Below are 19356 nucleotides of genomic sequence, written 5' to 3' on the forward strand. Positions count from 1 at the left end.
TTTTAAAATATCTGGATGGACAGAGTAAGAAAGTAACTGAACTGGAGATACAAGATATAGCGGATTATGTATCTATTTTGGATGTGTCCGATATTAAATATTCCACGTTTAACCGATATATAACTCATATACATACATTTCTACAGTTTTTGAAAATGAAAAATATTGAAGTGTTGAAGTTTTATCCGGAACGATTTTTTAAAAAAGGTTTTCCAGAACACAACGAAAGAAGTGTTCCAGAAAAAACAATTGCTCATCTGATTAAGGAGTTGCCGGCATTCCCAGAGCATTTACAGTTGATGTATTTGATTTTGTTTTGCACAGGAATTAGGAAAAGCGAGGTTTGTACAATAAAATCGGGAGCCTTTTATTCACAAGGCAATGAGAATTGGATGCGCATATATCAAAGCAAAATGCGGAGGGAAAAAGTCATTCCTGTTCCGAGTTTATTGGTTGGACTGGTGAACGATTATGAAAAAAAGTACGGAATAAAAAATGGGGAGTATTTATTCAAAAATAAAAAAGGTGGTGCATTTAATGGACAGACATTTTCAAATCAGATGATTCGGGAGTGTAAGGCTCGTGGGATTGCCTGTGGAGATTATATCTTTAGAGCACACGATTACAGACATAACCTTGCAACTTCAATGTACGGAAATGGAGTTTCTATACAAGGGGTACGAGATTATCTGGGACATTCAAGTGAGAATATGACAAAACAGTACATTGATTTCATGCCGGAACGTATTGTATCGGCTGAAGATAAATATTTTTCAAGAAATCAGTCATTTAAATTGAAAGGAGTAGAAGATGATGAAAGGTAATATTAATTTGATTTCTTATGACTGTTATCAACAAGCTACAGAAAAACAGTTGGCTGGGCTGAAATGGAAGGAAAACAGGGTGTACTACATATCAGAGATTCGTAATGAAAAGATACAGGATGAGATTTATGGGTATATCGATGATAGATGCAGACGTTTATCATTATCAACAGCCGTAAATGATATTTACAGATTTGATCTGTTGAAAGAATTTCTGAATGAGAAGTGTACAAGCTGTAGCAGCATTACTGATAAAAAATGGGAAGAACTGGAGAGAAGCTATAAAGCATTTTTATATAAAAAAGGATTGGCGCTGTACGTTAGAAGAAATAGACCGGATAGGCGGAATGTTGAGCAACAAAATAGCGCTCAGGTTTCTTTTCTGAAAATGTATTATGAGTATGTTGTGAAGTGTAAAACAGCAGATATTCCAGAAAATGAAAAAGATGTATGGGATATGAGAAAGCTGGATATTGTGCCAAGGAGTAATCCGATTCGTGGAAGATATAGATTAGATTTTCGTGAGATTAGGCAGAGAGAATTTAAAGAGATAATAAAGAGAATATTGTATAGCCACTGCCAGACAAAAGCAATGGGTAGTATAAAAGGCGAATTGTGTGGATTCCGTCGGTTTGCTAGATTTATGTATGATCGGTTTCCAGAAGTAAAGCATTTTACAGAAATTAGCAGGGATATGATAGAAGATTATCTGGTTTATATAAAAACGGATACCGGTCTTACATCAGTCAGTTACACAACAGAACTGTCGGTTTTGGATAATCTGCTGGATGAAATTGGGCGGGAACTGGAAATAGAAAATTTATGCAATCTTTTTCTGTCCAGTGATTGCAGAGCATATGACAACGCTTTGCCAGAAGCGTATTCAGATGCAGAAATCAGGAGATTTAATAGTGCATTAACAAAATTAAAGCCCCAGTTAGGAAGATGTCTAATAATACATCAGATGCTCGGTACAAGAATAGAGGATACGTTGACTTTGCGAAGGGATTGCTTATCTGAGAAATCTGGGCATTATTTTATAACTATTCTCCAGCATAAAACAAGGAAATACAAAAGACCAGTCAGCGATCAGCTGGCAGAAGTGATTAGAAAAGCAATAGAAGTTTCAGAAAAGGACCATCCAGATTCAGAATATATTTTTCTGCAAGATAATGGGAAATTATATACAGATTCAATGCTGAAATATCATGTAAATATCATGATTTATGAAAATGATATCAGGGATGATAATGGAAATTATTTTGAGTTTCGTACACATCGTTTTAGACACACTTTTGGAGTAAAACTTACAGAAATGAAATTAGATGATGATAGCATTGCAAGGCTGTTGGGGCATAAGGATACACGAACCATACCACATTATCGGCGGTTAAGAAACGAAGCATTAGCGGAGGATACAAAGGCTGTACGAGATGAAATGAATGAATTATTAGCACAATACAGGAGGGAAAAGGAAAATGCAGAAACACGATAAAATGGTAGCACTGGCAAAAGAAAAAAGTGCGGAAATGACGGAAACAGCAATAACAGCTATTGAAACAATGTATAGAAAAAATATAAAAATTTCAGTTGCTGAACTTACAAAATTAACAGGACTTTCCAGAGGTTTTTTCTATAATAATCCGAATGTGAAACAGGTCATGATGGAATTGAAGGAAAAACAACAGGGAATGATATTGCGAAATCCTAAAAGCGATGCTATTGCAAAAGCACAGGAAGCACGGATTAAGAGTTTAGAACAGAAATTATCCGATAGTGTTCCGAAAAACGAATATGAGAATCTACAGAAAAAATATGAAGAATTACAAGTGAAATATAGTCAAATGAAAAAGGGAACACTGTTGAAGATGTACGACCAATTATAGGAAGAAAAGGAGAATATTTTATGCAGAACGAAATTTACGATGAGAAAAATGGACTTACTTATATGTTATGTGGTGATTATTATTTGCCGGAATTGGCACTTAAAGATATTGAACCAACATATGGGAAATATGGGATGCTTCGTAAAAGCTATTTACAGGAACACAGAAGGGCAAAATATCAAATATTGTTGTTACAAGGAAAACTTGTTGAGCATTTGAATCAGATTGATGCAGAAGCAAGGGATAGGGAAGAACAATTAGTAAAACAGATGATGGAGAAACAAGGAATTACAGAGAAATTAAAAAGACAGGACAACATGGAATGGACTAGGAGGATGAATACCATTTGTCATGATGCAGAAGAGATGATTTTGACGGAAATGATATACACGAAAGGATAATGAACTGTATTGGATAGCAAGAATTTTGCAGCCCGGATAGCAAAAAAGTGGAAGTCCGGATAGCAAAAAAATGGAAGTCCGGATGGCAGGATTCTTGCTGTCCGGAAAGATAAAAAAGTGAGGGATTAAAAATGTTGGTTAAGTACATAATAAAAGTGTTTTTGTGTTTGATTCTTGTAGTAATGACATTGATTTGCTGGTTATTAAAAATTCCTATGATGTTGGGAAATATTTTTCTTTACTTTTTATCAATTATATTTATTCTGACAGGTGTTTTGAGCTATGGATTTGCATTGGAATCTGCAAGAGAATGTGGTCGAATGATAATAATTGGGATGGCATTTGGTGCAATACCAGACTTTGTCCCATTTTTGGGAAAAAGTTTAGAGACATTGGTTGACAAACTGTTGAGTATGACAAATGAATGAGAAAGTCGATATGAAAGAGGGCTGTGAAAGGTTCTCTTTTCTTTTTGCAACTGTGAAATGGCAAGATAATAACGTTATATACATTGTGTATTAAGTACAGATATTGTATTTCTGCATGATGGGAACATAGGGAGTCCATATAAAGGCACTCAATACCGGGCATGCGGGATCTTTGAGCACGGCACATGCAAACAGCGTGAAAGATATGATCTCCCGTCTGGAAACGATGGTGCTGATGGGAGTGCAGCTCCCGTTGGAAGCAATCCGCCGCCAGATTGCATCGGGAATCGAAATTCTCGTGCATTTAGGACGCGGAGAGGATGGAAGCCGTCGGGTGGAGGAGATCGCAGAGATCACAGGGATGGAGGAGGACGAAATCAAAACGGTTTCTTTGTTTCGAAGAGAATATGGGAGAGGCCTGCAAAAGACAGGCGAACTGGTACACAGAGAAAAACTGGAGGGGAAAACAGGATGAGAATACGTGCGGGAAGCCAGGCAAAGACGGGCATGGCAGAGGAGAAGGAGACGAAGGGGATTGACTATCAGACCTGGGAATTTACCGGTCGGGAATATCTCGAAATAGCGGGAATCAGTCTTGGGATTGCCGCCGCTGTGAACCTGCTCTGTTACCGGGCGTGGTGGGCATGCATTGCTGTGGTTCCGGTTGGAATCGTATGTTTTCACACGTATCGGAAAAACCGGATTCAGAGACGGAAAGAGGAGCTGTACGACAGCTTCCGGGATCTGATTGCGTGGATGCACACGGCACTGCGTTCCGGCTATTCCATGGAAAATGCAGTGCTGGAGGCGGCAGGACAGCTGGAACAGTCGCTGGGAAAAGAAAACATTCTGGTACAGGAACTGCGCCGGATGCGTCATAAAATGATGATTTCCGTGCCGGTGGAACAACTGTTTCAGGATCTTGCGGTGCGAAGCCGCATTGACGATATTGCGACGTTTGCAAGTGTACTGGTGATTGCGAAGCGGACAGGAGGAAATGTCTGCGAGATCTTTCAGAATACGTGGGATATTTTCTGTACGAGAATTGACACGATGCGGGAAATCCGTGCGGGCGTTTCTTCCCGGCGGTTCGAGCAGAATATTATGAGTGTTGTGCCGTTCGGAATTCTGGGATATGTACAGCTTTCCTTTCCGGAATTCTTAAGTGTGATGTATGGGAATGTAATCGGAGTTTTCTTCATGAGCGGATGCCTTGCCGTGTATCTGGCAGCATGGGTGCTTGGAAAGAAGATTCTGGACATTGAGTTTTAAGAAGCAATTGAAGTTTAAAAAGTAAGACTGCGAATCATAACGATTCGTCCGCAAAAAAGGGGAGAAATCAAATGTTGTGGATTTGTCTGACCGCATGGGCGGGGCTGTTCATCTGGTATTTCCGGATGAGAAAAAAGGCGGAAGATCACAAATTGGTGAGACGGATTTTCTGCCTTGCAGCGACAGGGTTTATAGCGGGCACTGCACTCTGCCTTCCGATCGGAGTGCGAAAAGTTTCAGGAGATGAAAAAGCGGAACTTCAACTGGAACGGGGTGCCTTAGGCAGCCAACCGACAGAGGAAAAACTTGAGGTTTCTGTTGGAAATCAGAAACCGGAAAGAATTACACTGTCTGTACCTGCAAGAGCTTACAGCGCAGAAGAGATAGAAGAGGCGTTCAGTGCGGCGATAGAGGCGCTGGATGAAATCATCTTAGGTGAGAATCTGTCTTTTCATACGGTAAACAGAAACATGGATCTGGTTACGGAAATACCGGGAAGCCCGGTGGCGCTTAGCTGGGAAACAGACAGGCCGTTGTTGATTGACAGCCGGGGTTTGCTGTCAGACGAGATTCCCGAAGAAGGAGTGGAGGTTACGCTGAAAGCGGAACTGGAACTTCAGGGGGAAACAATAGAATATATACGGAAGGTTCAGGTCTATCCACCGGAGATAAAAGGGCGGGATGCGGTTCTTAGGGCACTGAAAAAAGCAGTGGAAAAAGAAAACGAAGCGCATCCCGAAGAAACAGCCTATTATCTGCCGGAGACACTGAACGGAGAAACTGTAACATGGTCAAAAGTGCCGGATCTGACAGGTCTGGAACTTATGGCACTTGCCGCGGCGGCAGGAGCAGTCTGCTGGGCGGCAAAAGGAAGGGAACAAGAAAAAGCAAGGCAGAAAAGAGAAGAACAGATGCTGCGGGATTATCCCGAAATTGTCAGCAAAATGGTTCTTCTTCTGGGTGCCGGGCTTGGGATGCGGAAAGTACTCGAGCGGATTGCAGTGGATTACCGGAAAAATCTGGCGCTTGGCGGGCAGAAACGTTTTGCTTATGAAGAGATTGTATTTACCTGCCAGGAGATGGAAAACGGTGTTTCCGAGCAGGAAGCGTACCAGCGCATGGGAATGCGTATGGGAACCGGAGCGTATCGTTCCCTTGCTGTTCTGCTGACGCAGAATCTGAAAAAAGGCAGTAAAGGACTGCTGGAATTATTGAAACAGGAATCGCAGGAGGCCTTTGAGGAGAGAAGAAGGCAGGCGAAAACAACAGGAGAAAAGGCATCGACAAAGCTTCTTCTTCCGATGGGCATGATGCTTGCGGTTGTATTGGTCATACTCACGGTTCCGGCATTTTTGTCCTTTTATGCATAGGGGATGTTTTTATCCCCACAACAGCTGGTAAAGAGAGGGAGGTGGGAATTATGAAGCTGATATCGGAGTTCTGGAAAGAGGAAGATGCGGTGGGTGTTGTGGAAGTGATTCTGATTCTCGTTGTGCTGATCGGACTCGTACTAATCTTTAAAAAGCAGCTTGTGAGTCTGGTCAATAGTCTGATGGAGAAGGTCACAAACCAGAGCAACACCGTATAAACGGGAAAATGTCCAATACGGAACTCCAAAGAAAAATTTAGAAGCCGGTACGGACCTATATGTCATTTGCATATCTGTGTCTCGGTATATCCTTTATCCGATCCACGGCATCTAAAGTTCGAAAAAGTAAAAGTAAAGTGGAAGGAGCTGTATCCCATGAGGGAAACAGAAAGACAGAAAAGATGGGCAGCCGGAAGCATAACAGCATATTTGTGTCTCGTTCTGATACTGATGCTTTCCCTGATTTCCGGGACAATTGCGTCGGTGCGAAATGCCCATGCACGGGTGATGACGGCCTGCGCAATGGAACAGGGACTGTATTCTCTGTTTGCCGGGTATGACAGAACACTGCTGGGACAGTACGAGCTGTTTTTTTATAACGGCGGGGATAAGAGCGGTGTCTGGAAACCTGAAACCATGAGCAGAAAAGTCGCAGAAACTGCGGGAGAAGTTCTGTCCCCCACTGCATCGGGGATGGGAATTCTATCAGGCAGTTTATCTGGCGGACAGGTTACAGAAGTTTATCTTAGCGGCTATCGTCTTGCGACAGACGAGGAGGGAAGTGCTTTCTCCCGTCAGATCTGTGAGGCAATGAAAGCCAGCCTTGGAACTTATGGAATACAGCAGCTTTCCCAGAAATTAAGAGGAGAACAGGAAACCGTGAAACGTCAGGAGGACGGACAGAGCGGTTACGAGGAAGAGGAGGTTTTAAAACAGTATGAAGAATCCAAACAGCCAGAAGAGGGAACAGAAAAAACAGAAGGTGAAGGAGAATCTGGAAACGGCACGCCTTCGGAACCGGATCAGAAGCAGCCGGTACCGGAAGATTTTGTGAATCCGATTGAGGTCATTCAAAAAGTAATGAAAATGGGAATTTTAGGACTGGTCCTCCCGGAAGGGCAGGCACTGTCACAGGGGGAAACGGATGTATCGTTTCTTGCATCAAAACGGGAGCTGCAGAGTGGGTTTGGCATGGCAGAGTGTGGAAAAGAACTGAGCTTTGTGGATAAGATGCTTTCGTCCGAATATATTCTGTGGAAATTTCCGTGCTATACCAGCAAGGAGAAGAAGGAAGGGCTGCAGTGCCAGGTGGAATATGTGCTCTGCGGAAAAAACAGTGACCAGGATAATCTGGCGGGAACCGTGAACCGTCTGTTGGCGCTGCGGGAGGCGGCAAATCTGGTGTATCTGGCGAAAGATGCGCAGAAGCAGGGCGAGATGGAAGCAATGGCGGGGGTAATTGCCGCGTCATTTGGAGTTCCGGCGGCGATGCCGGTTGTGAAAATGGCACTTGCCGTGTGCTGGGCATTTGCAGAAAGCATTCTGGATCTGCGGGAACTGCTGGATGGTGGAAAAGTAGCACTGTTCAAAACGGCAGAATCGTGGCAGCTTTCTCTGGAACAGCTTCCGAAACTGCTGGAAACAGGGGATCAGAGCAGAAAAAATGCACCGGGCGGCATGGAGTATTCCGATTATCTGCGGCTGCTTTTGATGCAGAAATCGGGAAAAGCGGTAACGTTTGGAGCGATGGATCTGGTGGAATACAATATGCGGACAGAACAGCAGCAGCCGGGTTTCCGACTGGATTGCTGTGTCGATGAACTGGAAGCCGGTTTTACGGCGGTAATTGGGAAACGAGAGTATGAGATTACGAGAAATTATGGATATGAGATGCAGGGAGCAGCCTGAAAAATGGGATGACTCCGGCAGGGATACAAAAGGGTGTTCTTCTGAACGGCACATTTATTTCTGGAACCTTATCAAAAAACTTATCCACTCTTCCGGGAATTTTTATAAATCCGGATCAGGAGAGCAGCCTTTTGTAAAACGAAAATGGAACAGGGCAAGCCTGACGGTGGAAGCTTCACTGGCACTTCCTGTTTTTCTGATCGCGGTTCTTGTGTTATTAAAAATCGTGGATCTTTACCGGCTGCATGGAATGCTGACGGTATCTCTGCAGGAGTCCGCGCGGTATCTTTCCGTCTGTGCCTACGCGGTGGATGAGACGGGAAAAGAAACGTATGAAATACCGGAAACGGCCGCGTGCATTGCTTATGCAGAAGCAAAGATTCCAAAAGAAATCCGCGAAAATGGAATGGTGACACTGGCAGGAAGCCGTGTGAAAAATGGATGGCTGGAACTGAAAGCGATTTACTGGCCGAAAATGGGAAACCGTATCGTTCCGGTGCGGAACCGGGGAATTGCAGCGTGTGCGAAAGTGCATCTGTTCTGCGGAAAGACAGAAGAGGAGGCGGATGAAGAAGAGGGCGAAGCAAAACAGATGGTGTGGGTGACTGAGAACGGCAGTGTGTATCATACCGATTCGTCGTGCAGTCATATCAATCTTTCGATCCAGGTTTCCTCACCGGGTGCGCTTGCGTGGAAACGGAATCAGGATGGAGAAAAATATAAGGAATGCGAACAGTGCGTGGGAAATGGCGCTGCGGGTGCGGAAGTTTACTATACGAAATACGGAAACCGGTATCATAACAGTCTTTCCTGCAAAGGGCTGAAACGTAAAGTAAAACTTGTAGCACTGGAACAGACGGATGGACTGCCGCAGTGCTCGAAATGCGCGAAAAAGGCGGCGTAAGAAAGCCGGATATGAGCAGAGCAGGTGTCTTCTTTCCGGGTGAGACTGGAAAGAAGGACGGTAAACAGAAACTCGGGTTTGCGGAAAGGAGGAAAATATAAGTAACTAAATATATTGTCAAATGTGATATAACGTGTTTAAATATATAAAAGGAGAATCATATTATGAACACATCAAATATCACAAACTACAAGCCGAAAGATTTTGCTGAACTGTTAGGGATATCTGTTAAAACGTTACAGCGTTGGGACAGAGAAGGAATTTTAAAAGCAAATCGAACTCCGACCGACAGGCGTTATTATACGTATGACCAATATCTTCAATTCAAAGGCATAAATATCGAAAATGATAAACGTCAGGCAGTTATTTATGCCAGAGTATCTACAAAAAATCAAAAAGACGATTTGCAAAACCAGGTCGCATTTTTGCGACAGTTTTGTAATGCCAGAGGAATCATTGTAGACCAATGTATCGAAGAGTATGGAAGTGGTCTTAATTACAACCGCAAAAAGTGGAATAAATTATTAGATGAAGTAATGGAACAGAAAGTAAAAACGATCATCATAACCCACAAAGACAGATTTATCCGATTCGGTTATGATTGGTTTGAAAAATTCTGTATGAAATTCAATACAACGATCGTGGTGGTAAACAATGAAGAATTATCACCACAGGAAGAACTTGTACAGGACATTGTTTCCATACTTCATGTGTTCTCCTGCAGATTGTATGGACTTCGTAAGTATAAAAAACAAATAGAGAGGGACGAGGAAATTGCTAAAGAGCTTCAAGACGGAAATCCATCCGACAGAAGAGCAGAAAGTCAGGATTCATAAAACAATAGGAACTTGTAGATTTATTTACAATTTCTATCTGGCCCATAACAAAGAACTTTATCAAAATGGCGAAAAATTCATGAGCAGCAGTAAATTCAGAGTCTGGCTGAATCATGAATATCTTCCACAACATCCAGAATATTTATGGATTAAGGAAGCATACTCAAAAGCAGTGACCCAGGCGGTAAATCATGGACAAACTGCATTTAAAAAATTCTTCGATCATGAAAGTGCTTTTCCGAAGTTCAAAAAGAAAGGCAGATCTGATGTGAAGATGTATTTCGTAAAGAATAATCCGAAAGATTGTCGCTGCGAGAGACACAGAGTTAACATCCCGTCGCTTGGATGGGTTCGCATCAAAGAAAAAGGATACATTCCTACGACGAAAGAAGGATATACCATAAAAAGCGGGCATGTTTCCATGAAAGCGGGCAGATATTATGTTTCGGCTCTTATAGAAATTCCTGACAACAAAACTGCTGATCCTTCTAACGAAGGAATCGGCATCGACCTGGGGCTAAAGGATTTTGCCATTGTTTCAAATGGTAAGACCTATAAGAATATCAACAAATCAGCAAGATTAAAGAAATTAGAAAAACGACTCGTTCGGGAACAGAGATGTCTCTCCCGAAAGTATGAAAATCTAAAGAAAGGAGAGTCCACTCAAAGAGCGAATATACAAAAACAAAAACTTAAGGTACAAAAACTTCATCATAAAATAGACAATATCCGTACGGATTACATCAATAAGACAATCGCAGAGATCGTAAAAACCAAACCATCTTATATAACGATTGAAGACTTAAATGTATCGGGGATGATGAAGAACAAACATCTTTCAAGAGCAGTTGCTTCGCAGAAGTTTTACGAATTCAGAATAAAACTGAAGGCGAAAAGCAAAGAAAATGGCATTGAACTTCGGGTTGCAGACAGATGGTATCCATCATCAAAAATCTGCCATTGTTGTGGAACGATCAAGAAAGATTCAAAACTTTCCGATAGAACATTTCGATGTCATTGTGGCTATGTTGAAGACAGGGATTTCAATGCGGCACTGAATCTGAGGGACGTAAAAACTTACAAGATTGCATAAGGAAGCAAATGTAAGTATGTACCGAAGGCTATTTCGGGAATTAACGACTGTGGAGTGTACATGGACCTACGAGTAGATATGATTTCGGTCAATCAAAAGTATACACACTGAAGCAGTAAGTAAGATTCGTGAGAACTTACATTATCTCGATGTGATAAGTATATTTAATCACATTTTGAGTGGCAGGCCGCGGCTGTGTATCAGGAAGAAGTAAAGAGTGCAATTATATTGCTGTATCTGGGGATTCTTGCCGGAATGGATGTGAGGAAACGGCAGATCAGCCTTGTCCTGACCGGTGTTTTATTCCTTGCAGGCATTGGATGGCAGATTCTGGTGGAACAGACATCGTGGCTGGAATGGCTGCTGTCCCTGCTGCCGGGAGCAGGATTTCTGACGCTCAGTTATATATCACGGGAACAGGTGGGATACGGGGACGGCCTTCTGCTTCTGACGGTTGGAATCTGGCTGGGATTTGGGCAGACGTTCGGCGTTCTGACGCTGGGACTCATTCTCTGTTCGGTACTCTGCGGAGTCCTTCTGATGCGGAAGAAAATACGGAAACAGGATTCCATACCGCTGGTGCCGTTTCTGCTGCTTGGATTTGTGGGGAGGTGCGGAATGCTTTGAAAGTGAAAATGAGAAAAGCAAGTATTACGGTAGAGGCAGTTCTGGTCGTGCCGCTTGTTCTGATGGTGATTTTTCTTCTGCTGTCGCTGACCTTTTTTGTACACGCACGGAGCTGGTATACATTTGCGGCATATGAAAGCACAATGCTTGCCGCCAGTGAAGGCCGTCTGTCTGTGGAAAAAGGAGAGGCAGCCGCCCAAAGCCGGATGGAATGGTGGATTTCCCAGATACCGCTTCCGGCTGAACCGGTGACTGTACAGACGGAATGCAGAGAAAAAGAGATTCAGATAAAAGCAGAAGGAAACATTCTGCCAATCTGGAGCCGGAACGCGTGGGAATATTCGGTTTTGAGTGAAAGCAGGAGAAACAATCCGGTGAAAACGATCCGGAAGATACGGGCAGTAAAACAGATCTGGAACCAGAAGTAAGGACGGAAGCGGAGAAATGCAGATTGATTATAAAAGAGATTTGAATCATACATATGTTATTTTACAGGAGGAAAAAGAGCCGGACACGGCGTCGTATCAGATCCGTATGCTGCTGACAAACACAATCCCAGGGCTTTTGGACTGCAAAATCGGGAAAATGGATGATAAAACATTGTTTTACTATGAGGTGACATCAAAGCAGTCGCTTCAGAGTGTGTTTGAACAGCGCTCGATTGGGGCGGAGGCGCTGCGGAAACTGTTTGAACAGCTGCTGGATCTTCTCGAAGAACTGGGGCAGTACCTGCTTGCACCGGACGGTCTCGTTCTGCAGCCGGAGCTGGTTTTTGCAGATGCAAATCTGGAGAACTTTTCCTTCTGTTATCTGCCGGGAAAGCAGGGACACACAGGCTGTTTTCAGAAGCAGATCCGGGAGCTGATGGAATATCTGCTGCCGAAGCTGGATCACCAGGAGCAGGATGCGGTAGTACTCGGGTATGGACTGTATCGGGAGATTTCGGCGGAGATCTTTTCGGTTGAGATGATTCAGGCACTCTTATATCAGACAGGGAAAGAGAAGAAAGAAACGACGGAGCAGGAGGGAAAAGAGCGTCCCAGGGAAGAAAATCCGCCTGTACAGATGGAGGAAACACTTTGGGGAGAACAAGAAGCGGAAGCGGCGGAAAATTTTTTTGTGGAAGCGGAGGAAGAAAAGGATGAGGGACGCTGGAAAAATATTGTGGAAGCAGTGATCTGCATCGGATTTCTGGGAGGTGTGCTGGCACTGCGGTGGACACAGGCCGAAACTGTTTGGTATCTGGTGCTGGGAGGAGCGGCGGCTGTTGTGGGAATTGTAAGTCTGGCATTGGAACTTGTCAGTCGATGGAAAAGCGGCAGTCGGGAACAGAAACAGGAAGCTATGGGAAGGCCGCAGGAATCCGGAAACAAGGAGAAACAGGAGATGTATTTTCGGAATATCAGAATCGGAAGGGCCTAAAACAGAAAGATGGAACATGGAATCCGAAAAGCGATACAGAACAGCAGGGATGGAAAAGGGATTCCTCAGTCGAAAAAGAGAAAACATGGGAAAAGAATGAAGAACAGGAAAACAGAAAGATGCACAGCCTGATGGAATTGGAGGGGCATGAAGAGGATCTGTTTGGAAAAACGGAACTGCTGACCAGCCCGGAGGATGAGGGAAGGGCATATCTGATTCCGATAGATCCGATTGATCTTCCGCTGATTCCGATTGAACGCGGAAGCACATTGATTGGAAAACTGTCAGCGGCGGCAGATGTAATTCTGCCATACCGTACGGTAAGCCGCCTTCACGCAAAGCTGGTCAGTACAGAAGAGGGAGATTATCTGCTGGATCTGAATTCGCGGAACGGAACAACGGTGAATGGCGTTCCATTGATGGGCGAGACAAAAAAGAAGCTGGAGGATGGAGACGATATCTCATTTGCCGGGAAGAAATACCGGTATAAGGCGGGAGAGAAAAACAGAAATTAGAGAAAAATGACGCATTACACTTTTTCGATTTGGAGAAAGCGCTGGATGCGTTATTTTTAATATGGCAGAATGATCAAAGAAAAAAGTTATGCGAATGAAACAAAAATATTATAGAAAAGAAAATTATGCATAAAATTAAAAAAAGAAATAATGTAAAAAATAATGTCATAAAACGTCGAAAGTCGTCGTGAAGCGTCAATAATTGTCGAAAAACGTTTATCAAAAAAGAAAAAAATTTGACGATTTCTTGCATTTACAAGTGAATTAAATTATAATAAAAAAATAGCACAGATAAGGAAATGATGTAATGGAAGAACAAAGGAAAAACAGTTACGATCCGAACGAAGATATCGTGGACCGTATGTGGAAGAGATCAAAAAACAGCATCAATCTGGTCATCGTTGTATGCAATATTCTGGTATTCCTTGCAGTCACACTGACCGGAGGGACAGAGAGCTCCAGACATATGATGGACTGCGGTGCGGCGTATGCGCCGCTGATTGAGAGCGGAGAATACTATCGCCTGTTTACGAGTATGTTTCTTCACTTTGGCATCCAGCATCTGATCAACAACATGCTGCTTCTTTTGTTCCTTGGGGATTACCTGGAACGCGCAGCTGGAAAGATCCGTTATCTGGTCATCTATATGGGCGGCGGACTCGTCGGAAATCTGTGCTCGTATCTGCATGAACTGTTCCTGATGAAAACAGGGGAAGCACCGGCAGTTTCCGCCGGCGCTTCGGGAGCGATTTTTTCTGCAGTCGGAGCGATGCTTGTTCTTCTGGCATTTCGGAAAGGAAGGCTGGAGGATCTCACCTTCCGGCGGATGGCCGTCATGGCTGTCCTTTCGCTGCTGGTCGGATTCCAGTCTTCAAATGTGGACAACTTCGCACACATCGGCGGTTTTTTGGCAGGTGCAGTCCTGATGGCGGTTCTCTATCCGGGAATGGCAAGGATCAGGAAAAGGGGAAAACGACCGTAAAGGTGCTTCCTTCCCCGGGCACGGAAGAAACGGAAATCGTGCCGTCGTGTGCAGTTACAATTTCCTTGCAGATGGCAAGTCCAAGGCCGGTTCCGTTTTTCTTATGTGTGACAAAAAGGTCAAAGAGAGTCGGCAGATCCTCGGCGGGGATTCCGCAGCCAGTGTCCTGCACACGGATGGTCAGAAAGTCACCGTCGAAACAGAGAGAGATTTTGATCGTTCCGCCGGAAGGCATTGCTTCCGCCGCATTTCGGATCAGGTTCAGAAAAAGCTGACGAAATTGCGTGGTATCAAGGGCAAAGCGCGGAATGGCAGATTCCTTGACAAGTTCAATGGAAACCTGTTGTTTTTCGAGGAGAACGCCGGTATCGGCACAGAGATTCTGGAGCAGAAGATAAGGATTCACGTAAGCGCGTACCGCCCGATATGAATGATTATAGCAGGAGAGCTCATCGAGCAGGGAGTTCAGAAAAGCCATATTTTCCTGGATTTTCTGAAAATAGAGATCGTTGGAAAGCTCCGGATGCGCTAAAAGAAGAAGCTGATGAAAGCTGTGGATAACCGCAACAGGATTTCGAACCTCATGTGAAATCCGGGAAATCATAGCGTGACATTCTTCCGATAAGCCCTGTGAATTGGTTGTTGGTTCTTTTGACATAGCCGTATCCTCCTTATGATGCGTAGGTAATGATTTTTGATTAGGCAAAAGTTTAGCATTGAAAAGGGGGAGCGCGCAACAAAAAGCGTTCTGCATTATTTGACATTTTTCGACAAATAGTGAGAAAATAGAGTTGTCCGGAACCGTGCGAAACGGGATTCGGAACAACAAAAAAATCAAAAAAAGTAAAGGAGAAAAAGATCATGGATTGTATTTTTTGTAAATTAGCAAACGGAGAAATTCCAACCGCAACACTGTATGAGGACGATGAGTTCCGTGTCATTCTGGATCAGGGACCGGCAACGAAAGGACATGCGCTGATTCTTCCGAAACAGCATTTTGCAAACATTTATGAGATTCCGGATGAAACCGCAGCAAAAGCAATGATTCTCGGCAAAAAAATGGCAACAGCCATGACAAAAGCACTGCATTCCGATGGCTTCAACCTGGTACAGAACAACGGCGAGGCAGCAGGACAGACGGTATTCCACTTCCATATGCATCTGATTCCAAGATATGAAGGGGACAATGCCGGTATTGCTGCATGGAAGCAGGGAACTCTCGAGGATGCGGTAAAAGAGCAGATCATTGAGAGCGTGACGGCAGAGCTGAAGGCCTGAGAAAGGGCTGGCAGCAGCCAGAAAAAGAATCAATGACAGACGAACAGGGGCGGAGAACAATGGACAAAAATAACTTTTCAGAAATATATAAAAAGTATGTAATGACAGCCTATTCAGCCGCAATGCAGGCGGTGCACAATGAAGCCGATGCGGATGATATCGCACAGGAAACGATGGTGAAACTGTACCTGAATATTGATGCGCTGGATGAAGACAGAGTAGAAGGCTGGGTCCGTGTTGCTGCAAAGAATCTGGGAATTGATTATCAAAGAAAAGCACAGCGTTTTGACTGGAACGAACTGGATGAGGATCTTCGGGCGGAAGAGATGGAACTTCCGACGCTTGTAGAGGAAGAAAAGCAGGAGAGAAATCATTTTTTTCGGGAAATGATGGACGCACTGAAAGATCATGATGAATCGGGTTACTATATTACGCGTGAAATCAAGGTACATGAGCGTCCGGAAAAGGAAGTAGCATCCGAAATGGGTATTACCATCGGAAATCTGCGGGTGAAAATGACCCGGACGAAAAAATGGCTTTGCCAGCACTTTGCTGACAAAGCCAGAGAATGGGATTTCTGTAGTTACTATTTGCGTTCGCATTCCTGGATCAGGGAAAGGATGCGGCCGATGGAATCGGTGTGGCTGCTCTTCTTCATCGCATTGATGTAGGTCTGACGATTTTCGTAAACCTCACGGATTGCGGACTGAAGGGTCTGCGCATTCACGGATTCTTCTTCCAGAACTTTACTGTAACCCTGACGCTCAAAGGAACGCGCATTTAAAATCTGGTCTCCGCGGCTGGTATTGGCAGAAAGCGGAATCAGAATGTTTGGTTTTGCCAGAGCACTGATTTCGCAGATCGCATTTGCGCCGGCGCGGGAGATGATCAGATCTGCTGCGGCGAAGAGATCCGGGAGCTCATCTTTGATGTACTCGAACTGAACGTAACCTTCGGTACCATTTAAGGATGCATCCAGTTTATCTTTACCGCAGAGATGAATCACCTGGAAATCTTTCAGAAGTTCTGGTAAAATAGAACGGACCGCATGATTGACAGCGACGGAACCAAGGCTTCCTCCGATGACGAGAATAACCGGTTTTACGGCAGTGAAGCCGCAGAACTTCAGACCTTCCCGTGCATCGCCGGACAGCAGTTCCTGGCGGATGGGCGTTCCGGTCAGAACGGCTTTGTTTTCCGGGAGACATTTGACTGTTTCCGGGAAATTACAGCAGACCTTTGCAGCGGACGGAATACACAGTTTATTTGCCAGACCAGGCGTCATATCCGATTCGTGGATGAGCGCCGGGACTTTACATGCTTTGGCGGCAAGGACAACCGGTACCGAAACGAAGCCGCCTTTGGAGAAGACAACGTTTGGTTTCAGCTTTTTGAGCAGTTTTTTTGCTTCAAAGTAGCCTTTTACGACGCGGAATGGATCGGAAAAGTTTTTCGGATCGAAGTAGCGGCGCAGCTTTCCGGATGAAATTCCGTAATACGGAATGCCGAGATCTTCGATCAGCTTGCGCTCCATACCGTCGTAGGAACCGATATAAGAGATTTTATAACCTGCTTCCTTTAATTTTGGAATCAGGGCAATATTCGGGGTAACATGGCCGGCGGTACCTCCGCCTGTCAGAACAATATGCTTCATGAGAATTCCTCCCTGGAATTTGATAATATCATTTGGCTTTTATTATCCCCTCAAGAAGAAAAAAAGTCAAGAGCGGTTACAACATGGAAAATGCCGAGGAACGGAAGAAGATGAAAAAGATAGAAAAAGAAGAACAGCTGAAAAAGAAACTGGAGCAGACGATGGAAGAAAAAATGGCTGCGGATTCGAAAACGGTGGAAGGGGAATCGGCAGTTGTAAAGGCAGAGGAAGGAAACACAGCAACAGAACAGGAGCCGGAGGCTGCGCCTGCACTTTCAGAGGAAGAACTGAACGCAATGTACGAGCGCTTCCAGCAGCGACTCCAGAAGGAAGGACTCGCGGACGCGGAAGGCAACCCGACAGAAAAAACACTGGAGATCCGCCGCCAGATCGTGGAGAGAAAGGCAGAACGCGAAAAGCAGGCGGAGAGACAGAAGAAGATTGCGAAGAGAGCGAAAACAACAAAACACTGGGTACGGACGGCAAAGGCAGCTGGTGTTGTGTTGGTTGTGGGGGCGTGCGTTTTTGGAGCGAGTATGACGAGCGAGGCGAATCGGATTCGGTTGGTGGAGACGATTAATGGAGTAAGAAATACGGGTGATGTGGCTAAGATGAATAATGGAGAAGATAGAGAATATTCAGCGGGAAGTTTTGAGGAAGCAACTCAAGAGATCAGGAATGTTTTACATATTGCGGTTCCAGAACTTTATTATATTCCAGCGGGAATGGAGTATAGTAGAACATATATATCTAAAGAAACAAAATTAGCAATAATACAATATCATTATCGAGAAAAAGAAATTTATTTTCGATTGTCAGCAAATGATAATGATTTATCACAAAGTGATTGGCAGGATAGAGAAAAGATTCAGGTGGAAACGCTTGATAGTGTATTAGATATTGAAATGGGAACAATCTCTGAAAACGATGAAGAAAATTATTATGCAAAATGGTGTTATAGAGATGCCTACTATGAACTAAGTGGACAAATTGATAAAGAAGAATTGATGAAGATTTTAAATGAAATGCAGTATAATTTGTAATTATTATAAAAAGTGTGCGTATATAAGATGTAGGTGAAGACGAGGGGAAAGAGGAAGTATGAAAAAGGTTATGAATTTAAAAAACTTACTCTTTTGTGCTTTGTTCGCTTTAACCATGTCATTGAATGCTGTAAATGTACAAGCCGAAACACTGGATTATTTAGGTCAGACGATAGATGGATCTATTTTAACGGATAAATTGGAATCGAGTGGAGAATATTTAAGCGTAGCAAGAAGTACGTATTTGCATCAAGGAACTGTAAGAATTACTAACAACGGAGGTGGCTATGTAGGAATATTTGGCGGAACGGAATGCAATGTAAGTTGTAACACTGTAAAGCTGAATGTGTATTTGGAGCGTTCGAATGGAAACGGAAATTTTTACAGTTATCAAAAGTGGGAAAATGTTGAGTATAATACTAATTCAGTGTATATGAGTAAACAGGTCAAAGTGGAAAAAGGTTATTATTATCGTTTGAGAGGCTATCATTCATGTACAAAAAATGGTGTGATCGAAAATGGTGGTAGTGTAACGGACGGTATTTACATTGGCTAGTGAAAGTTTCTACATAACGTAAGTAATTAGCTGCAATATAAGCGCAAAAGAGGTAGCGTAAACGAACGGACAAAATTTCTAACCCAGCTCAGTTTACACTCCCTCATCCCCTTTCGGGGCCAGTCCCCTATAGAAACCTTATAACAATGAATATATTAAGACGAAAACGCAGATCTTTCAGGATTTCAACGCGTCGAAATTCCTTTTTCCAACCACAACACAGATCTGAGTCATCATGTGTTACTATGTTCAGCGTGTGAGTGATCATACGGAACATCGGCTGACCCCGATAAGTGAGGCATCGGTATTACTGCAGGAATACCGGTGCCTCTTTTCTGTACGCTTCTACAAGCCGATG

General features: G+C 43.8%; 24 protein-coding genes. 22 read left to right on the top strand and 2 right to left on the bottom strand.

What is annotated here, in order from left to right:
* From DWZ60_RS11745 to DWZ60_RS11830, 18 genes are all read left to right on the top strand, one after another.
* Positions 1-824 (top strand): tyrosine-type recombinase/integrase (locus DWZ60_RS11745; protein ID WP_147397745.1); only part of this gene is annotated, 824 nt, incomplete at its 5' end.
* Positions 811-2319 carry a tyrosine-type recombinase/integrase gene (locus tag DWZ60_RS11750; RefSeq protein WP_225877012.1) on the top strand — a complete coding sequence of 503 codons (1509 nt, stop codon included), beginning with the start codon at positions 811-813 and terminating at the stop codon, positions 2317-2319. The genes DWZ60_RS11745 and DWZ60_RS11750, both read left to right, overlap by 14 nt.
* Positions 2303-2710: a DUF6262 family protein gene (locus DWZ60_RS11755; protein ID WP_117592877.1), complete on the top strand. Its 408-nt coding sequence runs from the start codon at positions 2303-2305 to the stop codon at positions 2708-2710. Before DWZ60_RS11750 ends, DWZ60_RS11755 begins: the two co-directional genes overlap by 17 nt.
* Before the next feature lie 20 nt (positions 2711-2730).
* On the top strand, positions 2731-3111 hold the full coding sequence (locus DWZ60_RS11760; protein ID WP_117592879.1) for a TnpV protein: 381 nt from the start codon (positions 2731-2733) through the stop codon (positions 3109-3111).
* A 167-nt stretch (positions 3112-3278) separates the two neighbouring features.
* Positions 3279-3539 carry a hypothetical protein gene (locus DWZ60_RS11765; RefSeq protein ID WP_243038314.1) on the top strand — a complete coding sequence of 87 codons (261 nt, stop codon included), beginning with the start codon at positions 3279-3281 and terminating at the stop codon, positions 3537-3539.
* A gap of 172 nt (positions 3540-3711) precedes the next feature.
* On the top strand, positions 3712-4014 hold the full coding sequence (locus DWZ60_RS11770; protein WP_055219111.1) for a hypothetical protein: 303 nt from the start codon (positions 3712-3714) through the stop codon (positions 4012-4014).
* The gene (locus DWZ60_RS11775; RefSeq protein WP_055265537.1) at positions 4011-4811 is read left to right on the top strand and encodes a type II secretion system F family protein; all 801 of its coding nucleotides are present in this window, start codon (positions 4011-4013) and stop codon (positions 4809-4811) included. The genes DWZ60_RS11770 and DWZ60_RS11775 overlap by 4 nt, the downstream gene beginning before the upstream one ends.
* Positions 4812-4882: 71 nt before the next feature.
* Positions 4883-6181, top strand: coding sequence for a type II secretion system F family protein (locus DWZ60_RS11780; RefSeq protein ID WP_119221672.1), 1299 nt, complete (start codon positions 4883-4885; stop codon positions 6179-6181).
* A 50-nt stretch (positions 6182-6231) separates the two neighbouring features.
* Complete coding sequence (locus DWZ60_RS11785) at positions 6232-6399, top strand: Flp1 family type IVb pilin (protein WP_022461946.1); 168 nt, start codon at positions 6232-6234, stop codon at positions 6397-6399.
* Between the two features lie 156 nt (positions 6400-6555).
* Entirely contained in the window at positions 6556-8088 is a 1533-nt protein-coding gene (locus tag DWZ60_RS11790; protein WP_119221673.1) for a DUF5702 domain-containing protein, read from the top strand.
* Positions 8089-8254: 166 nt separating this feature from the next.
* Positions 8255-8992 carry a hypothetical protein gene (locus tag DWZ60_RS11795; protein WP_147397746.1) on the top strand — a complete coding sequence of 246 codons (738 nt, stop codon included), beginning with the start codon at positions 8255-8257 and terminating at the stop codon, positions 8990-8992.
* A gap of 179 nt (positions 8993-9171) precedes the next feature.
* Complete coding sequence (locus DWZ60_RS11800) at positions 9172-9828, top strand: IS607 family transposase (RefSeq protein WP_172680768.1); 657 nt, start codon at positions 9172-9174, stop codon at positions 9826-9828.
* On the top strand, positions 9767-10921 hold the full coding sequence (locus DWZ60_RS11805; RefSeq protein ID WP_119221675.1) for an RNA-guided endonuclease InsQ/TnpB family protein: 1155 nt from the start codon (positions 9767-9769) through the stop codon (positions 10919-10921). The genes DWZ60_RS11800 and DWZ60_RS11805 overlap by 62 nt, the downstream gene beginning before the upstream one ends.
* A 195-nt stretch (positions 10922-11116) precedes the next feature.
* Positions 11117-11548, top strand: coding sequence for a prepilin peptidase (locus DWZ60_RS11810; RefSeq protein ID WP_022461943.1), 432 nt, complete (start codon positions 11117-11119; stop codon positions 11546-11548).
* A 2-nt stretch (positions 11549-11550) separates the two neighbouring features.
* A complete protein-coding gene (locus DWZ60_RS11815; protein WP_226906365.1) occupies positions 11551-11976 on the top strand; it encodes a TadE/TadG family type IV pilus assembly protein in 426 nt (141 codons plus the stop codon).
* 16 nt (positions 11977-11992) lie between these two features.
* A complete protein-coding gene (locus DWZ60_RS11820) occupies positions 11993-12970 on the top strand; it encodes a DUF6382 domain-containing protein (RefSeq protein WP_119221676.1) in 978 nt (325 codons plus the stop codon).
* A 119-nt stretch (positions 12971-13089) separates the two neighbouring features.
* Entirely contained in the window at positions 13090-13485 is a 396-nt protein-coding gene (locus DWZ60_RS17320; protein WP_158576393.1) for an FHA domain-containing protein, read from the top strand.
* 307 nt (positions 13486-13792) lie between these two features.
* Positions 13793-14467: a rhomboid family intramembrane serine protease gene (locus DWZ60_RS11830; RefSeq protein WP_243002061.1), complete on the top strand. Its 675-nt coding sequence runs from the start codon at positions 13793-13795 to the stop codon at positions 14465-14467.
* Here DWZ60_RS11830 and DWZ60_RS11835 read toward each other — a convergent pair.
* A complete protein-coding gene (locus tag DWZ60_RS11835; RefSeq protein ID WP_055219129.1) occupies positions 14442-15125 on the bottom strand; it encodes a two-component system sensor histidine kinase NtrB in 684 nt (227 codons plus the stop codon). The two genes, DWZ60_RS11830 and DWZ60_RS11835, sit on opposite strands and share 26 nt — an antisense overlap.
* A gap of 203 nt (positions 15126-15328) precedes the next feature.
* Here DWZ60_RS11835 and DWZ60_RS11840 point away from each other — a divergent pair, with 203 nt between their 5' ends.
* Positions 15329-15745: an HIT family protein gene (locus tag DWZ60_RS11840; RefSeq protein WP_172680766.1), complete on the top strand. Its 417-nt coding sequence runs from the start codon at positions 15329-15331 to the stop codon at positions 15743-15745.
* Between the two features lie 59 nt (positions 15746-15804).
* Positions 15805-16416, top strand: coding sequence for an RNA polymerase sigma factor (locus tag DWZ60_RS11845; RefSeq protein WP_279220337.1), 612 nt, complete (start codon positions 15805-15807; stop codon positions 16414-16416).
* On the opposite strand, the gene DWZ60_RS11850 is transcribed toward DWZ60_RS11845, so the two are convergent.
* Positions 16332-17399: an undecaprenyldiphospho-muramoylpentapeptide beta-N-acetylglucosaminyltransferase gene (locus DWZ60_RS11850; protein WP_119221678.1), complete on the bottom strand. Its 1068-nt coding sequence runs from the start codon at positions 17397-17399 to the stop codon at positions 16332-16334. The two genes, DWZ60_RS11845 and DWZ60_RS11850, sit on opposite strands and share 85 nt — an antisense overlap.
* Before the next feature lie 83 nt (positions 17400-17482).
* Here DWZ60_RS11850 and DWZ60_RS11855 point away from each other — a divergent pair, with 83 nt between their 5' ends.
* Both DWZ60_RS11855 and DWZ60_RS11860 read left to right on the top strand, forming a co-directional pair.
* Positions 17483-18442 (top strand): DUF4367 domain-containing protein, encoded by a 960-nt coding sequence (locus DWZ60_RS11855; RefSeq protein ID WP_119221679.1) that lies wholly within the window; start codon positions 17483-17485, stop codon positions 18440-18442.
* Between the two features lie 58 nt (positions 18443-18500).
* Entirely contained in the window at positions 18501-18998 is a 498-nt protein-coding gene (locus DWZ60_RS11860) for a DUF6147 family protein (RefSeq protein WP_119221680.1), read from the top strand.
* Positions 18999-19356 lie beyond the last annotated feature (358 nt).

This window comes from Blautia sp. AF34-10, assembly GCF_003477865.1.
Classification (GTDB): domain Bacteria; phylum Bacillota; class Clostridia; order Lachnospirales; family Lachnospiraceae; genus Fusicatenibacter; species Fusicatenibacter saccharivorans.

Excerpts from the sequence above, each read along its gene's own strand:
- DWZ60_RS11750 (WP_225877012.1), top strand. The coding sequence starts at position 811 with ATGATGAAAGGTAATATTAATTTGATTTCTTATGACTGTTATCAACAA.
- DWZ60_RS11755 (WP_117592877.1), top strand. The coding sequence starts at position 2,303 with ATGCAGAAACACGATAAAATGGTAGCACTGGCAAAAGAAAAAAGTGCG.
- DWZ60_RS11760 (WP_117592879.1), top strand. The coding sequence starts at position 2,731 with ATGCAGAACGAAATTTACGATGAGAAAAATGGACTTACTTATATGTTA.
- DWZ60_RS11775 (WP_055265537.1), top strand. The coding sequence starts at position 4,011 with ATGAGAATACGTGCGGGAAGCCAGGCAAAGACGGGCATGGCAGAGGAG.
- DWZ60_RS11780 (WP_119221672.1), top strand. The coding sequence starts at position 4,883 with ATGTTGTGGATTTGTCTGACCGCATGGGCGGGGCTGTTCATCTGGTAT.
- DWZ60_RS11785 (WP_022461946.1), top strand. The coding sequence starts at position 6,232 with ATGAAGCTGATATCGGAGTTCTGGAAAGAGGAAGATGCGGTGGGTGTT.
- DWZ60_RS11790 (WP_119221673.1), top strand. The coding sequence starts at position 6,556 with ATGAGGGAAACAGAAAGACAGAAAAGATGGGCAGCCGGAAGCATAACA.
- DWZ60_RS11820 (WP_119221676.1), top strand. The coding sequence starts at position 11,993 with ATGCAGATTGATTATAAAAGAGATTTGAATCATACATATGTTATTTTA.
- DWZ60_RS17320 (WP_158576393.1), top strand. The coding sequence starts at position 13,090 with ATGCACAGCCTGATGGAATTGGAGGGGCATGAAGAGGATCTGTTTGGA.
- DWZ60_RS11830 (WP_243002061.1), top strand. The coding sequence starts at position 13,793 with ATGGAAGAACAAAGGAAAAACAGTTACGATCCGAACGAAGATATCGTG.
- DWZ60_RS11835 (WP_055219129.1), bottom strand. The coding sequence starts at position 15,125 with ATGTCAAAAGAACCAACAACCAATTCACAGGGCTTATCGGAAGAATGT.
- DWZ60_RS11840 (WP_172680766.1), top strand. The coding sequence starts at position 15,329 with ATGGATTGTATTTTTTGTAAATTAGCAAACGGAGAAATTCCAACCGCA.
- DWZ60_RS11845 (WP_279220337.1), top strand. The coding sequence starts at position 15,805 with ATGGACAAAAATAACTTTTCAGAAATATATAAAAAGTATGTAATGACA.
- DWZ60_RS11850 (WP_119221678.1), bottom strand. The coding sequence starts at position 17,399 with ATGAAGCATATTGTTCTGACAGGCGGAGGTACCGCCGGCCATGTTACC.
- DWZ60_RS11855 (WP_119221679.1), top strand. The coding sequence starts at position 17,483 with ATGGAAAATGCCGAGGAACGGAAGAAGATGAAAAAGATAGAAAAAGAA.
- DWZ60_RS11860 (WP_119221680.1), top strand. The coding sequence starts at position 18,501 with ATGAAAAAGGTTATGAATTTAAAAAACTTACTCTTTTGTGCTTTGTTC.